The organism is Salegentibacter tibetensis, from assembly GCF_020164485.1.
In the GTDB taxonomy this organism is placed as follows: domain Bacteria; phylum Bacteroidota; class Bacteroidia; order Flavobacteriales; family Flavobacteriaceae; genus Salegentibacter; species Salegentibacter tibetensis.
The window spans coordinates 1-14247 of record NZ_JAIQZA010000055.1 but is presented as its reverse complement, the minus strand read 5'-3'; the positions used below and the strand labels follow the sequence as shown (position 1 = coordinate 14247).

At 36.4% G+C, this 14247-nt stretch carries 15 protein-coding genes; 7 read left to right on the top strand and 8 right to left on the bottom strand.

The features are described from left to right. Window positions 1-116 precede the first annotated feature (116 nt). Together LB467_RS17925 and LB467_RS17920 are read right to left on the bottom strand one after the other, a co-directional pair. Window positions 117-383: a hypothetical protein gene (locus LB467_RS17925; protein WP_224475443.1), complete on the bottom strand. Its 267-nt coding sequence runs from the start codon at window positions 381-383 to the stop codon at window positions 117-119. A gap of 17 nt (window positions 384-400) precedes the next feature. Further along, window positions 401-1618: a hypothetical protein gene (locus LB467_RS17920; protein ID WP_224475442.1), complete on the bottom strand. Its 1218-nt coding sequence runs from the start codon at window positions 1616-1618 to the stop codon at window positions 401-403. A gap of 294 nt (window positions 1619-1912) precedes the next feature. On the opposite strand from LB467_RS17920, the gene LB467_RS17915 reads away from it, so the two are divergent. The 5 genes from LB467_RS17915 to LB467_RS17895 are packed head-to-tail and all read left to right on the top strand — an operon-like array spanning window position 1913 to window position 5300. Beyond that, complete coding sequence (locus LB467_RS17915) at window positions 1913-2269, top strand: hypothetical protein (RefSeq protein ID WP_224475440.1); 357 nt, start codon at window positions 1913-1915, stop codon at window positions 2267-2269. A gap of 59 nt (window positions 2270-2328) precedes the next feature. Further along, complete coding sequence (locus LB467_RS17910) at window positions 2329-2736, top strand: DoxX family protein (protein ID WP_224475439.1); 408 nt, start codon at window positions 2329-2331, stop codon at window positions 2734-2736. A gap of 31 nt (window positions 2737-2767) precedes the next feature. Further along, complete coding sequence (locus LB467_RS17905; RefSeq protein ID WP_224475438.1) at window positions 2768-3184, top strand: DsrE family protein; 417 nt, start codon at window positions 2768-2770, stop codon at window positions 3182-3184. 36 nt (window positions 3185-3220) lie between these two features. Beyond that, window positions 3221-3640 (top strand): DsrE family protein, encoded by a 420-nt coding sequence (locus LB467_RS17900; RefSeq protein ID WP_224475437.1) that lies wholly within the window; start codon window positions 3221-3223, stop codon window positions 3638-3640. Window positions 3641-3650: 10 nt separating this feature from the next. Further along, a complete protein-coding gene (locus LB467_RS17895) occupies window positions 3651-5300 on the top strand; it encodes a bifunctional metallophosphatase/5'-nucleotidase (RefSeq protein WP_224475435.1) in 1650 nt (549 codons plus the stop codon). 50 nt (window positions 5301-5350) lie between these two features. On the opposite strand, the gene LB467_RS17890 is transcribed toward LB467_RS17895, so the two are convergent. The 6 genes from LB467_RS17890 to trhA form a co-directional block, all read right to left on the bottom strand. Continuing rightward, window positions 5351-5971 (bottom strand): class I SAM-dependent methyltransferase, encoded by a 621-nt coding sequence (locus LB467_RS17890; RefSeq protein ID WP_224475434.1) that lies wholly within the window; start codon window positions 5969-5971, stop codon window positions 5351-5353. 7 nt (window positions 5972-5978) lie between these two features. After that, entirely contained in the window at window positions 5979-6593 is a 615-nt protein-coding gene (locus tag LB467_RS17885) for a class I SAM-dependent methyltransferase (protein ID WP_224475432.1), read from the bottom strand. 249 nt (window positions 6594-6842) lie between these two features. After that, window positions 6843-7295, bottom strand: a complete 453-nt coding sequence (locus LB467_RS17880; RefSeq protein ID WP_224475431.1) for a methyltransferase family protein — start codon at window positions 7293-7295, stop codon at window positions 6843-6845. A gap of 24 nt (window positions 7296-7319) precedes the next feature. Next, the gene (locus LB467_RS17875) at window positions 7320-8117 is read right to left on the bottom strand and encodes a sulfite exporter TauE/SafE family protein (protein WP_224475429.1); all 798 of its coding nucleotides are present in this window, start codon (window positions 8115-8117) and stop codon (window positions 7320-7322) included. A gap of 70 nt (window positions 8118-8187) precedes the next feature. Next, complete coding sequence (locus tag LB467_RS17870) at window positions 8188-8820, bottom strand: Crp/Fnr family transcriptional regulator (protein ID WP_224475427.1); 633 nt, start codon at window positions 8818-8820, stop codon at window positions 8188-8190. A 94-nt stretch (window positions 8821-8914) separates the two neighbouring features. Then, the gene (trhA, locus tag LB467_RS17865) at window positions 8915-9556 is read right to left on the bottom strand and encodes a PAQR family membrane homeostasis protein TrhA (RefSeq protein WP_224475425.1); all 642 of its coding nucleotides are present in this window, start codon (window positions 9554-9556) and stop codon (window positions 8915-8917) included. Between the two features lie 231 nt (window positions 9557-9787). On the opposite strand from trhA, the gene LB467_RS17860 reads away from it, so the two are divergent. After that, window positions 9788-11005, top strand: coding sequence for an exonuclease SbcCD subunit D C-terminal domain-containing protein (locus LB467_RS17860; protein WP_224475424.1), 1218 nt, complete (start codon window positions 9788-9790; stop codon window positions 11003-11005). Between the two features lie 3 nt (window positions 11006-11008). Beyond that, window positions 11009-14032, top strand: coding sequence for an SbcC/MukB-like Walker B domain-containing protein (locus tag LB467_RS17855; protein ID WP_224475422.1), 3024 nt, complete (start codon window positions 11009-11011; stop codon window positions 14030-14032). The last annotated feature ends 215 nt before the right edge of the window (window positions 14033-14247 follow it).

Here is a 14247-nt window from a genome sequence, read left to right as displayed (position 1 = left end):
CATAGAATAATAAAAATATCTACACCTTAAAAATCACCAATAAAAAAAGCGACCAAGTCAAAAAATATATTTTTGCTTGATCGCCTTCATAAAATTACCTCAAAGGAGATAGTTTTTCAGTGCCCTCCTAAAACCAGAAGGTTTTTTCTTCCAAGCTTATTGGCCAGTGCACCGGCGTAATAATTGGAAATTGCTTTTACCACTCCAAAAACAACGATAAAAGACAAAATAGCGCTGGTTGCCGCTATTCCAAATTCTTTCTCAGCAATTTCAGGAAGGATACTACGTTCCAGACCTACCATCCCGCCAACAAAAGCATTCACCAGAACCAGCAAGCTAAATTGATTCCAGTTTTCTTTTAACCCTAATTTTACATTTTCCATCCGGTAAATTTTCAACTTTAGAAATTGAAGTTCGTCACAAAATTCAACTGATTAAAATTACTTTTATTAAAAATACTCTGGGCATCGTTTTGGTTTTGGTTCTTTCTATAGATCCACAAAACATCAAAACTCAATCCTTTCAGAAAACCACTTACGTGGTAATTTATATGACTATTTATCTGAAATGATTCATCTACATTATATTTATTGAATTCAAAGTTACCGGTTTCGGGGCCAGGTAATTGCTGCATTTCAACCCCAAGATGAAAATTGGTTTTCGGAAAAATATATTCGGCTTTGAGCGCAAACACATTGACATTCCCTAATCCTTCCAGGCGCGATCTTGGAATTGAAGTGAAAAAGCGATCCCGACCTAATTCCTTCGGAAATAAAAAGCGGCCCGAATCAAAAGCGTGTGTATAGGCAAAAGCCAAATTAAAACCAGAATTTTTCCAACTTAGCTGCGAACTCAGAACCTGCCCATTTTCTTCGGGTTGTACATAACGAGACCTATAAGCGAAGTCCTGAGAATAACAAAAAGGATTCTGGTAAACATATTGAATTCCGAAGTTAAAATCGGCCAGGTCATACCCGGCTTCTGTCCAAAGGGTATTCATCACCTTATCCAGATAAAAATCATAAAAATTAAGCTGAAAATTTTCTTTTCTAAAATTATAGTTGAGAACGCCAATACCTGAAGAAGAATAAAATTCGTGATATTCAGCCATTTCTCCATTGGGTTGAAATCCGTTATAGAAAAGTCCGAGCGCCTCATCCATTTCAAACCATTCTGTAGTAGAACGCGGTGAAACCCCATCAATCCAACCTAAATTCACCTGATGATTTTCAGTAAAATTTAAATGTGCCCAGGTGCCACGATGTGCAAATGGCTTCATCCGGCCATCACTGTGGTTTAAAAGTGGTGTGAATTCAGTTTCCAGTTTTCCATAGCTGAGATATGAATTTCCAAAACGATAACGAATAAATAGCTCCTCCAACCTATCGAGATCGCGGAAATTTCCTTTATTCAGAACATCATAAAGTTCATAATCCCATTTCGCATTCTTTCCGGTTACAGCGTCTTCAACTCCCAGATCACTACCAAAGGTCTCGTAAGTAAAAATCCCCTTTACACCAATCTCAAAACCCTTAAAATTTCCGGTAGTAAATCCAACCGCTCCACCGGTCGCATTCGTATAATAATCTTTCAAATCTCCCCGGTTAATTGTATTCATAAAGAAGTTTCTAATATGTCCATGAAAATGGGCCTTCCTAAAAATATCTTTTAGTTGAAATTCTTCTTCTTGTAAGGATGTGTTATGTTGAGCATTAAAATTAAAGCTCATTAATAATACAAAAATTAAAGGGATTAACTTAAAACTTTTCAAAATATAAGGTTATCAGATTCGGAATGCAAAGGTCTTTAATTTCTTGAAACGCTACAGTAACAAGGGTTACTCAGCGTCTCAACATGTGTGTAACATATGTCACAAACTAGAAGGTTTGTTTATTCTATATTCGCCGCTTAAATGCAATTTAAAACTTACATAGCGATTTTCTTTACCGTGATCTTCTTCGGAAAATTCCTGATGCTAGATGCCAAAGTGCTAAGCAGTATTTTCGATACCCAGGAGATTGCCCTGGTAAACCCGTTTTGTGATAAAAAAATGCAGAAATCAGCTGATGCTGATACTTTTTCGAAAGAATCTTCAATACTAATTATTAGTTCTGAGGCGATGTGTAATGCGCCCTTTTACCTTTCTAAAATCGCCTGGCCAGGAGTCGAAAAAATAAATAATTTTCAGGATTATGGTTATTTCAATCCTGCGGTGATTTCAACCTACTTTTCTAAAAATTATCCACCTCCAAAGATATTAGTGGCTTAATCAAGACAACTCCGGGCACAAATCCGGTTATGATTATTTTTCACTAATTCTAAATTTCAATGAATACAAAAATTTTAGTAAGTCGTCGCTCTATACAAGTTTTTAGAGTGATGCTCAGCGGGATATTTCTCGTGGCCAGTTTACATCATTTACTCAATGTAGATAAAACGGTGCAAAGAATAGATCAGGCTAATTTTAAAGGAATCGCTTACTTCTTTGGGCATCCCGAATTGTTGGTGATAATTTCAGGCATAGCTATGCTTATAGCTGGCTCCAGTTTACTTATAGGCTACAAAACACGCTGGGCGGCAATAATTTTAATGGCGGTTTTAATACCTATAACACTAACCATACAGGTTGGTCAAATAACCACCTTGGGACCGCTTTTTAAGAATATAGCTATTTTTGGAGGCCTCCTGTTTTTTATCCTAAACGATTTCACTCAAAAACAAATAACAAAAATATAACCGACTGTTTCAGTCACAAAAATTCAAAAAAATGAAAAAGACAATTTTAATTTTCACAGCTTTTATAATGCTGTTTTCAGTAAATACCCAGGCTCAAAATCACGATACAGAAAAAAACAATTACGTGGTTTTAACCAAAAAAGTTCCACAGCTGCAGCCTATTTTAATTACTGCGGAAGAATTGAAAAAAGAAGACGGCCATCATTTTGGTGATTTTCAGATTATCGTATGCGGCCAAACGGTGAAAGGTTTAACCAATAAAGGTGAAATGAAAAAATTCACCGAAAGAGCTCAAAAAGCCGGAGTTGCAATAAAAGCCTGCGGATTTTCACTGAAAAAATTCGAAGTAAATCCCGATGAAATTCCTTCAGAAATAGAAATCGTAGAAAATGGTATTCTATACAATTTTCAGCTTCAGAAAAAAGGATATTTCAGTATAGAACTTTAAAAGAAACATTGATTTTGAATTATACAAAATATCAAGATGATGAAAAAAATAGTAATTCTAATCTTAGTTTTAATGCTAGGCATTTCAGGTTTTGCTCAAACCAAATCAGGAAGTGAAAAGAATAATTATGTAGTGCTTACTTCCAAAATTCCGCAGCTAGAGCCAATAATACTTACTGCTGAAGCACTAAAAAAAGAAGAAGGTAACAAATTTGGTGATTTCCAGATAGTTCTTTATGGACGCAATGTTAAGGAGCTTACAAATAAAGCGAAGATGAACAACTACGTAAAAAAAGCTAAAACTGCGGGTGTAGAAATCAAGGTTTGTAAACTTTCTATAAACCATCTAAAAATTGACAAAAAAGAGCTACATCCTTATATAAAGGTGGTAGACCACGCCTTTACGCACCTTTTACAATTACAAAAGAATAAGAATTATTACAGTATAGAACTATAAAAGATAATTTATGAAACTTAGTTTAAAGACAGCTTTAATCCTGTTTTCAGGGATTACAACCATTGGCTTGTACACCTCTTGCAACAATGCAAATAGTAAAAACTCAGACAACAAAAAAGAAGAAACAACGAAAATCACCATTTTACAAACTGCCGATATTCACGGGCAACTGGATTCCCACCCCGAATTATTCTGGGAAAATGAAGAAATAGTATTTAAAAAACGTGGCGGACTGGCGCATATTCAAACCTTGTTTGAAGAAGAGCGAGCTAAAAACCCGAATACAGTTATTTTAGATGGAGGCGATCTTATTCAGGGTAGCGGCTATGCAGCTCTCTCTGAAGGAAAAGTATTTCCCGATATTATTAAAAAAATGGATTATGATCTCATCGTGCCCGGAAACTGGGAGGTAGTTTATGGAAAACAAGTGATGATGGATGTTTTAGAGGCTTTTGAAACGCCGGTAATTGTTCAGAACATGTTTCACGATGAAGATAAAAAAGAGCTCTTCCCTCCTTACTGGACCAAAGAAATCGAAGGTGTAAAACTTGGATTTATTGGTATTAACGATCCCGATGTTCCGGTAAGGCAAAACCCAATTTTTAGTGAAGGAATTGCCTTTAGCGGTTTGGACGAAGGTGTGGAAGAATTGATTCAGAAAGTAAAAAAAGAAGAAAAAGTTGATGCGTTATTTCTCGTTACTCATTTTGGAATTTTTAAGCAGGTAGAATTAGCTAATAGCCCGATTGCAAAAGATGTAGATTATATTTTCGGGAACGATACGCACGAGCGCGTTCGGGAACCTATTCAAGGTAAATATGCAAAAGTTACCGAGCCGGGCGCTTTTGGTTCTTTTGTGGGTAAATTGGATCTTTATTTTAAAGATGGTGAAATTGTAGACCAGGAATATGAATTGATGGAAATTGACCCAGAAAAATATACCGCTAATCCAGAAATTGCTGAATTGGTAAAAAAGGCCAAAGTTCCTTATGAAGAGCATTTAGAAACCGTGATAGGGTATACCGAAACTCCGCTTTACCGCTACCTGACTGTAGAAAATCCGATGGATAATATGATCACCGACGCGGCACGCTGGAAAACCGGTGCCGATATTTCAATTTCCAACGGATTCCGCTTTGGAAATCCTATAGTTCCTGAGAACGGCAAACCCGCACCCATTACCCGGGCCAACTTGTGGAATCTATTGCCCGTAAATGAAAAGGTAAAAACGGGAAAAGCCAATGGAAAACAGATCAAAGACTGGTTGGAAAAAGAAATGCATAACGCATTTGCCCAAAATTCTACTGAACGCTTCGGTGGATGGCTGGTAAGGTTTTCAGGGATGAAAGTCGATTTTAATTCTCAAAATAAAAAAGGGGAAAGAATACAATCGGTTACTGTAAACGGAGCGGAAATGCAGGATGATGAATATTACACAATTTCAGCCTGCGTTCGTCCCGGCGACCCTATCGATAACCTTTGCCGAATGCCAAATGTAAAAGATGTGGAGGTAAAAGATTATACCATTCACGAAGTCGTGGAAGAATATTTGCAAAAACATTCGCCGATTTCACCTAAACTGGACGGCCGTGCATATTGTGAATTTTTAGGAGAAAAATCCTTCTCAACAGTGCCGGGAACAGATTATAAATTTCAATAGATAGCTAAAACCTCACAGATTCCATACCTATATTATCAGATCTGTGAGGTTTATTTATTTAATGGCTTTTTGGCCACAAACCGAATTACTGCTGCTTGTCCCTGGTGGTATTTACCTTCTGAAAGTTCGGTTACTTTGTCTTCAAATTGCTCAAATTTATAACCCTTAAAACTGGTTTGCACTTCTTCTTTTGAAAACAGCATTTCAGCATCTTTAGGTCCACCTGATTTTGGATTTTCTTTTTGAATATCTATCTGCTCTTTGCTAAAAGCTTCAAAAATGAAAAGTCCACCAGGCTTCAGTAAATTTTTAAATTCTTCAAGATAATTTTCTTTATCCTCCCGCGCAAAATGAGCAAAGATTAAAGCAATAACATCAAACTGCTCCTCTTTATAACCCAGTTCAGGTAATTCCCCTAATTTGTAATCAATTTGAACATCTTCTGCATTTGCCAGTTTTAATGCTTTTTCTTTTCCTTTTTCACTAATATCGATAGCGGAAACCTCCCACTCCTGGGTGGCGGCATAGACTGCATTACGACCTTCTCCTTCTGCCGGTAATAAAATTTTACCGGGTTGCATTTCATCAATTTTCTCTTTAAAATATTCGTTCGGTGCTTTGCCGTAAGCATAATCTGTCTCAGCGTAGCGTTCATTCCAAAAATCTTTCATAAGCGTTTTATTTTTTCCTAAAGCAACAAAATGTGAAATTTTGAATAGTCCCTGTTGGAGTTTTATGATCTATATTTTTACACCTTAAGAGCTCAAATTTATCTTGTAGCAATTCCTGAAGGTCTTCTTGTGAATATTGTTTAATTGTTCTTCCGCTACATTTTTCTGGACCCTCTTTTGAAAATGTAGCCAGAATTACAAATCCGCCGGAAGCTACTGAATTTTCCAGGGTTCGTAAATAATTTTCTATTTGATCCTCCTCAGTTAAGAAATGAAAAGCAGCACGATCGTGCCAGAGATGATAAACCTGGGTTACTTCGAATTCTGTAGCATCGGCAACTATCCAATTTACCTTCTCAGCATCGTTCTTTAACCGTATTTTTGCTTTTTCAATTGCTTTTTCAGAAATATCCAAAACAGAAATATCCCGATATCCCTCCTTTAGTAAATAATCTACAAGATTTGAATCTCCACCTCCGATGTCTATTATTTTTGAACATTCAGATAATTCCAGATCCTTGATAAATTGCAAAGAGACTTCAGGTTTCTCCTGGTACCAACTTGCCTCTTCGTAAGATTTCTTATCGTAAACTTCTTCCCAATGTGATTTTGTTTCTGTCATAATTAATCTTTTTGCGGTTTCTCCAGCATCTTAATCATACTAAAAGATTTCATTACATGGAAAAGACCCGGTAAATTTTATATCCGCCAATAAGCAACATAGTAGCTAAATTGCTTATTTTAAGTTAGGTTGTGATATTATTCAGCAGGCTTATTCTTCATAAAGAGATCGCAAAAACCAAAAAATTCTCATAACCTTAAACGTGTAAACTATCTCGATGCTCCCGATATTTATGGGGATAAATCTCGATTACCGAGTAAATTTAGGGAAAAATCTACCCGTACCCTGCCGGTAATCACGATATTTTGCATACTTCAAGCATAATTGTTCTTCCTCATATTCTGATTTAAACCAGAATAAAATCAGCAATAAAACCGTGATTCCTATCTTATAACCGGATGCGAAATACAGCGAGAGAAAGAACAGAAAAATTAAAATTCCGGAATAAATGGGATGTCTTATATATTTAAAGAGTCCGCTGGTAATTAAACATGCATTTTCTTTTGGCTTTGGAAAAGGGGAAAGATTGGTGTTGAGTTGAAGTATTGAAATTAAAACAATCAAAAAGCCAACCCCACTTAAAACCAAAAAAACCGGCTGAAAAAATTCCAACCGGTTAAATTCTAAAGCTTCAATATTAATTACCCAGGCGATGAAAAGCAAAAGTTGCATCCCGACAAAAAAGTAGTTTTTAAAAGGCATTGCTTCAGTTTTCTATATTTGAATTTACGAAATTTCAGCCCAAATAATATATATCCCCATTATTAGCACAAACCAGCCGAAACCTTTTTTTAGTTTTTTTCCGTCTATAAATTTGTTGAGATAGATTCCTATAAACATTCCCACCATAGAAAGTCCGGTGAATATAGCTAAAAACAGCCAGTTTATTTGCATATTTTCAATGTCTCCAATAAAACCTATCAGCGATTTAATGGCGATAATTAACAATGAGGTGGCTACGGCTTTTTTCATAGGGAGTTTAGCCAATAGCACTAAGGCAGGGATAATTAGAAATCCACCACCGGCACCAACAATTCCGGTAAGTACTCCTACCACAATTCCTTCAATAATAATTAATGGATAGTTATAGGTAATTTCAACATCTTCCATTTTTTTCTTACCATTATCACGAATCATGGAGACCGACGCTAATACCATGATAATGGCAAAAAATAGCATTATCCCTATGTTCTTGGTGATCTCAAAATCTCCAACACTAAAAAGAGATTCGGGAATTGCTGGAACCATCCACTTTCTTGTGGAATACACTGCGATAAAAGCAGGAATGGAAAACACAATAGCTGTTCTAAAATCTACCAGTCTCTTCTGCATATTTTTAAACGCGCCCACCAGAGAAGAAGCTCCCACCACAAAAAGAGAGTATGCTGTGGCAGTTACGGGATTAATTGCAAGTAAATAAACCAATACTGGAACCGTTAATATTGAACCGCCGCCGCCAATAAGGCCTAAGACCACGCCAATTACCAATGCTCCAAAGTAACCCAGTATTTCAAATATTTCCATATCTTAATTTTATTATGGTGCAAAAGTACCTGCAATATGGGTGTTTTACAGTAACAAGGGTTACACAGGTTTAAAGTTCCATGACTTCTATACTGTTTCGTTGAAGTTTTATTTTTCCGTCCAGTTCAAGTTTTTTCAATAACCTGGAAATAACAACACGTGAAGTATGTAAATCGTAAGCAATTTGTTGGTGGGTAACTGCAATTACTTCACTCTGATTGATCTTCGCCTTATCCTGAAGGTATTTCATTAAACGCTGATCCATATTCATAAAAGCGATGGTGTCTATGGTATCCAGCATTTCTGAAAGACGAACGTGATAACTTTCAAAAACAAAATCGCGCCAGGATTTATATTTTGTGGTCCACTCTTCCATTTTTTCGATGGGAAGCATAATCAATTTTGTATCCCTTTCGGCAATGGCCCTAATTTCACTTTTGGTTTGACCAAGACAACAGGAAAGCGTCATCGCGCAGGTATCGCCTCGCTCCAGAAAATACAAAAGAAGTTCATCGCCATCTTTGTCTTCCCGCATAATTTTAATAGCTCCTTCAATTAGCAGGGGCATCATTTTTACATAATCCCCAATTTCAATGATTTTCTCACCGGCACCAATAAACTGAAGCTTACCAACGCTATTAATTTCTTCTATTAGTTCGTCTTCAAAAATAAATCCGTAAGCTTCTTTTAATTCCTGTAGCATATTGCTGAGCTATTTATAAATTCTGAAATACAATTTTTTCAGAAACTAAAATTAGTATTTAAATTGAGAAAGTAGGGCATTTTTAACCGAAAGTCTATCCCGGCAATACATAAAAATAAATGGAAAGATAATGGCAAAACGTACCAAAAAGCACAAAAATATGAAAGATCGCGTGGTTAAATTTAAGCTTATCCAAACTAAATAACACAGCTCCAATCGTATAAGAAATTCCGCCCGCAAACAACCACCACAAACCTTCTGAACTTAAATTATCGTATAAGGGTTTAATCGCGAAAACAATGATCCAGCCCATCACTACATACATTACAGTAGACAGGGTTTGATATTTGCCGATATAAAAAAGTTTAAGGATAATTCCTGTGAGTGCACAGCCCCAAACCACGCCAAAGATGGTCCATCCCACCCAACCTTCTAAAGTTACCAGGGCAAAGGGCGTATAGCTTCCGGCGATTAAAACGTAAATTGAAGCGTGATCCAGAATATTTAGCCTGTACCGCCAGTTTTTATTTGTGGCAGAGTGATATAAAGTAGAAGCCGCATAGAGTAAAATCATACTCGCACCAAAAATACTAAAGCTCACAAGGTGTACCATTTCGCCAAGTTCGTTTGCTCTTAATATCAATAAAACAAGACCAAGTATACTTAAGGCAAAACCAAAAGCATGAGAAATCACGTTTAATTTTTCTTCAAAAGGCTCGTATTGATTAATTGACATTTTTCTAAAATTTTGGACCTGTATTTTTAGCCCCAAAGAATTATAATTCCTACAAGGTTTATAAAACCTTGTAGGTTTGCCTACTATCTATACCTACGAGGTTAAAAAATATTCGCAGGAAAGTTTGTTACATAAATTTAATAAGTTTCAGCCTTAATTGGAGTATTTTAAACGCTCAATTTTTATTATTTTCGGGCTTTCACACCGGCATAAAATCCATAACCGATTCCTATGAAAATTCTGCATACCGCCGACTGGCATATTGGTAAAAAACTACATAAACATAGCCTGCACCCAGATTTTGATTTTTTTATAGATTGGCTTTGCAATTGTATTGCTAAAAATAAGGTTGAAGTACTATTGGTTTCGGGCGATGTTTTTGATCTTGCCAATCCTTCTTCTGAAGCCAGGCAACAATATTTTAAAGCATTGATGAAGCTGAAGCGTTTGGACTGCAAGATCATTCTTACCGGCGGTAATCACGACTCTCCCGCTATGCTAAATGCACCGCAAGAGGTTTTACGCGAACTGGACATTCATATTATTGGCGGCTTGCCAGATGAAATTTCGGAATGTGTTATTCCTATAAATAATAAAGAAAACAAAACCGAACTGCTCATCGCTGCCCTCCCCTATTTACGGGATGCAGATTTAAGGACTGCCAGCCAGGGAAATTCTTATGAAGACCGGCTGGAAGCCTTGCGGAAAGGAATTCAGCAAACATTTTTAGATGCTGCTGAAATTTGTAAAACCCGATATCAAGACATTCCTGCCATCGCTATGGGGCATCTTTTTGCCGCAGGTGCCGAAACTTCAGAAAGCGAGCGCGATATTCAAATTGGCAACCAGGCTGCTTTTAATGCGCTTCAGTTTGGCGATTACTTTAATTATATCGCGCTGGGTCATATTCATAAACCACAACGGGTAAATGCTGCTATTCCTACTTTTTACAGTGGTTCTCCCATTCCACTTTCGTTTAGTGAACGCACCAATAAAAACCGGATTTTATTGCTCGATACCAAAATAGGTTGGGAACCGCAAAGCTTAGAAATTCCTGTTTTCAGAAAATTACTGAAAATCACAGGTAACCTCGATAGTCTTCAGCAAAAACTACAGGAACTAGAACCTCGCTCAGGACTCGCTTCTTTAATTGAAATTGAGCTGAAAGAAAAGAATTTTGACTCCAATAAAATATATGAACTGGATCAGTTAGTCGATAATTTTAAGGTGGAAGGTTATGAGATTGTAAAACACCGCGCCAGTTTTGAAAATAAAATAAGCGGCAGTGGCGAGCTTTATGAAGAAAAACAGCAATTGGAAGATCTTCAGCCCTTAGATGTTTTTCAGAAATTAGTAGACCGACAGGAAGAAGATGAAGATACCCGACAGGAATTACTGAGCGCTTTTAATGAGATTCTTGAAGATGTGCACCAATCAAAACGAGCTTAAACAATGAAGATCCTAAGCATAGCTTTTAAAAATATCAATTCCCTTAAAGGTGAAAATTATATAGATTTCGAAGATTCTCCTTTCTCTGGGAATACCCTTTTTGCGATAACAGGACCCACCGGAAGCGGCAAAAGCAGTATTCTGGATGTGATCTCGCTGGCACTTTTTAATCAGGTGCCGCGATTGGGGAAAATCAGTAAAAAGGAAATCAGGGAAAAAGGTGCGATCCTTACCCGAAACCAGAAAGAAGCCTACGCAAAAGTGACTTACCAAACCGGCGCCGGTCGTTTCACTTCTTCCTGGAGTATTGAGGTGAACCGAAATGGGAACCTGAATGATTATAATATGGAGATCGCCAATCTCCAGGATAACTCGCTGTTAGACCTTAAGAAATCTGAAGTTCCGGCGAAAAATGAAAATTTGATCGGGTTAAATTACGATCAGTTCATTAAATCAGTTTTATTGGCACAGGGCGATTTTGCCAAATTCCTTTCGGCTAAAAAGGAAGAACGCGGGGAACTGCTTGAAAAAATTACAGGGACCGGGATTTACCGTCAATTGGGAATTATGGCTTTTGAACGTTTTAAAGCCGAAACTTCGGAAATTGAAAAGCAGCAAGACGAGATAAAATTGATTAGCTCCTATTTGCTTTCTGAAGAAGACCTCAAAACCTTCAATAAAGATTTACAAGAAAAAACTACGCAAACTGAAATTCTGCAAAAAGATCTGAATCTGATTGAAAAACAACTGGAATTAAAGGAGACCATTAAAAAACAAAAAAAGGAAATAACCGGTTTAGAGGTAGAAGAAATAAAACTGAAGGAGCAGCTAAAAGAATTTGAAAATGAATACGGCAATAGCCTAAAGCTACACGAAAAGCTACAACCAATTGCTGAAGAATTGCAAACCTGGAAACGCTATCAGCAGGAATTAGGAGATTTAAAAGTTAACCTGCATAAAACTTCAGAAAAAATTGAGTTGAATAAAGAAAACACAAGCAACTTTATTCAGCAGGTAAAAGGTTTTGTTCATCAAGAGATTTCCGAAGGGAACCTTAAAGAAAAACTAACCGATTTTTCGGAGAAAATAAGAAAACTCCAGGAAGAAAAAACTTCCCTGGGTCGTGATTATAAAAGCAAGCTGCAATTATTTAAAACTGAAACCCGGGAATTAAAAATTGAGTTTCCAGAAAACGATTTAAATGTAGGAAAAGAATTTTTAAAAAATCTTCAAGCTAAAAAAAACCAGGAAAAACAGCAGTTGGAGATTGATTTAAAAGATGTTGATTTAGAGAATATTCCATCTGAAAAGAATCGGCTAAAAACCGAATTGGAAAAAAGTCGTGACGCCCAGAAGTTTTCAGAAAAAAACCTTAAGCAAAAGGAAAGTCAATTAAAACTTCATAAAGAAATTGAGACACTTCAACCGGAATTAGAAAATCTGCCAAAGATTATTCAGCAAGAAAAAACTTTGCTTATTTCTTTGAAGAAGGATTTAGAAAATCTTCAATTAAAAAAGGAGAATCAACTAATCACTGCAAAGCTGGAAGACCTTAGAAAGTCACTAAAAACCGGGGAAGCCTGCCCTCTTTGTGGTTCAAATGAACATCCTTATTCCGAACACCTTCCCGATTTTGAAGACGATCTTACAGTGAAAATTTCAGCAAAAACTTCAGAAATAGATGAGCATAATGCAAAATTCAACCAGGCTCAATCAAAACTATTACATTTAGAAGAGTCAGTGCAAAAGACTAAAAAACAATTAGGTGAAATTGAAAGTGAGATTACCGAAAATGAAAAGAATTTCAAGCTAAAATATCCCGAATTTGAAGAGACGGAAGCAATAAATTGGGATATTCAAATTTCTACGCTTAATGCTAAAATTGAGAGTTTAGAATATTTTGAAGTAATAAACCAGCAATTAAAAGCAATAGCAACCGGATTACCAATTTTAGAAGAATTAGAAAATATTCTTCAGCGAGGGAAATCACTGCAACAACAACTTCAGGAGCAATATTCAGGAAAAAATATTGGTGAGGAAAGTCAACAATTAATGGATGATTGGAATGCTCTGCTTAATGAGAAAAAATATTTACAGGAAAACGAAAAAGCACAAAAAGAGCAACTTCAGGAAAAATTGAAAAATTATGAGAACTTACTGGAAAAACTGGAACAGCAGGTTATAAAAAAGGATTTTGAAAGTGTTGAAAATGCTCATCATTCGCTTTTACCGGGAAATAAATTCTTTGAACTAAAAAAGCAGAAAGATGAATTTCTAAAACAAAAAAGCATCGTTGAGACAGGAATTTCTACCCTGAAGAAGCAATTAGAGCAGTTTAAAGAAAATGAAATTGAACGTTCTATTGAGGACTTAATTACAGAGCAAAAACAGAAGCAGGAAAATTTTAATCTTTCTCAATCAACTTGCGAAGACCTGAGAAGAAAGCTAGGCAACAATACGGAATACCTTTCCCGATTAAAAAATCTGGAAAATCAAATCGCTGAAAAGGAAAAACAATGCAAACGCTGGCGGCTTTTAAATACACTTATTGGAGACAGACAAGGTAAGAAATTCAATGATTTTGCCCAGGATCTTACTTTGTCGCAACTTATATATTTGGCGAATATTCGACTAAAAGATTTAAGCGAACGTTATAAAATCGATAAAGCAATTGATGGCGAAGATGACGGATTGGTGGCGATAGATGAAGATATGGGGGGCCAAAGACGATCGGTTAAAACCTTATCGGGTGGAGAAACCTTTCTTTTGAGTCTATCGCTGGCATTGGCTTTATCTGATCTGGCCTCCAGAAACGTAGAAATAAACAGTTTGTTTATCGATGAAGGTTTTGGAACTTTAGACCCCGAAACTTTAGACCAGACGCTGGATACCCTGGAAAAGCTTCAGGCAGAATCTGGCAAAACCATTGGAATTATTAGTCACGTAGCTTCTTTAAAAGAGCGTATTGGCACACAAATTCAGCTTACCCGGAACGGACAGGGATATAGTAGTTTGGTGGTAAAGTAGTGAGTAGTGAGTAGTGAGTAGTGAGTAGTGAGTAAAATTAAAAAAACTACTCAGGTTTAAAAGATTGCTTCAGCCAGCTATCACCGGCGAGGGTGTAATCTCAAGTCTGTCTAGACTTTGAAAAATATAATAAATTTTTTAAACTAGATTATGACACAAGAAGAGATTAAAGAATTAAAGGAAAAAGCATTAAAACAATTTTTATCAGGAGAATC

Excerpts from the sequence above, each read along its gene's own strand:
- LB467_RS17875 (WP_224475429.1), bottom strand. The coding sequence starts at position 8,117 with ATGGAAATATTTGAAATACTGGGTTACTTTGGAGCATTGGTAATTGGC.
- LB467_RS17925 (WP_224475443.1), bottom strand. The coding sequence starts at position 383 with ATGGAAAATGTAAAATTAGGGTTAAAAGAAAACTGGAATCAATTTAGC.
- LB467_RS17880 (WP_224475431.1), bottom strand. The coding sequence starts at position 7,295 with ATGCCTTTTAAAAACTACTTTTTTGTCGGGATGCAACTTTTGCTTTTC.
- LB467_RS17870 (WP_224475427.1), bottom strand. The coding sequence starts at position 8,820 with ATGCTACAGGAATTAAAAGAAGCTTACGGATTTATTTTTGAAGACGAA.
- trhA (WP_224475425.1), bottom strand. The coding sequence starts at position 9,556 with ATGTCAATTAATCAATACGAGCCTTTTGAAGAAAAATTAAACGTGATT.
- LB467_RS17900 (WP_224475437.1), top strand. The coding sequence starts at position 3,221 with ATGATGAAAAAAATAGTAATTCTAATCTTAGTTTTAATGCTAGGCATT.
- LB467_RS17890 (WP_224475434.1), bottom strand. The coding sequence starts at position 5,971 with ATGAAAGATTTTTGGAATGAACGCTACGCTGAGACAGATTATGCTTAC.
- LB467_RS17860 (WP_224475424.1), top strand. The coding sequence starts at position 9,788 with ATGAAAATTCTGCATACCGCCGACTGGCATATTGGTAAAAAACTACAT.
- LB467_RS17920 (WP_224475442.1), bottom strand. The coding sequence starts at position 1,618 with ATGAATACAATTAACCGGGGAGATTTGAAAGATTATTATACGAATGCG.
- LB467_RS17910 (WP_224475439.1), top strand. The coding sequence starts at position 2,329 with ATGAATACAAAAATTTTAGTAAGTCGTCGCTCTATACAAGTTTTTAGA.
- LB467_RS17915 (WP_224475440.1), top strand. The coding sequence starts at position 1,913 with ATGCAATTTAAAACTTACATAGCGATTTTCTTTACCGTGATCTTCTTC.
- LB467_RS17855 (WP_224475422.1), top strand. The coding sequence starts at position 11,009 with ATGAAGATCCTAAGCATAGCTTTTAAAAATATCAATTCCCTTAAAGGT.
- LB467_RS17885 (WP_224475432.1), bottom strand. The coding sequence starts at position 6,593 with ATGACAGAAACAAAATCACATTGGGAAGAAGTTTACGATAAGAAATCT.
- LB467_RS17895 (WP_224475435.1), top strand. The coding sequence starts at position 3,651 with ATGAAACTTAGTTTAAAGACAGCTTTAATCCTGTTTTCAGGGATTACA.
- LB467_RS17905 (WP_224475438.1), top strand. The coding sequence starts at position 2,768 with ATGAAAAAGACAATTTTAATTTTCACAGCTTTTATAATGCTGTTTTCA.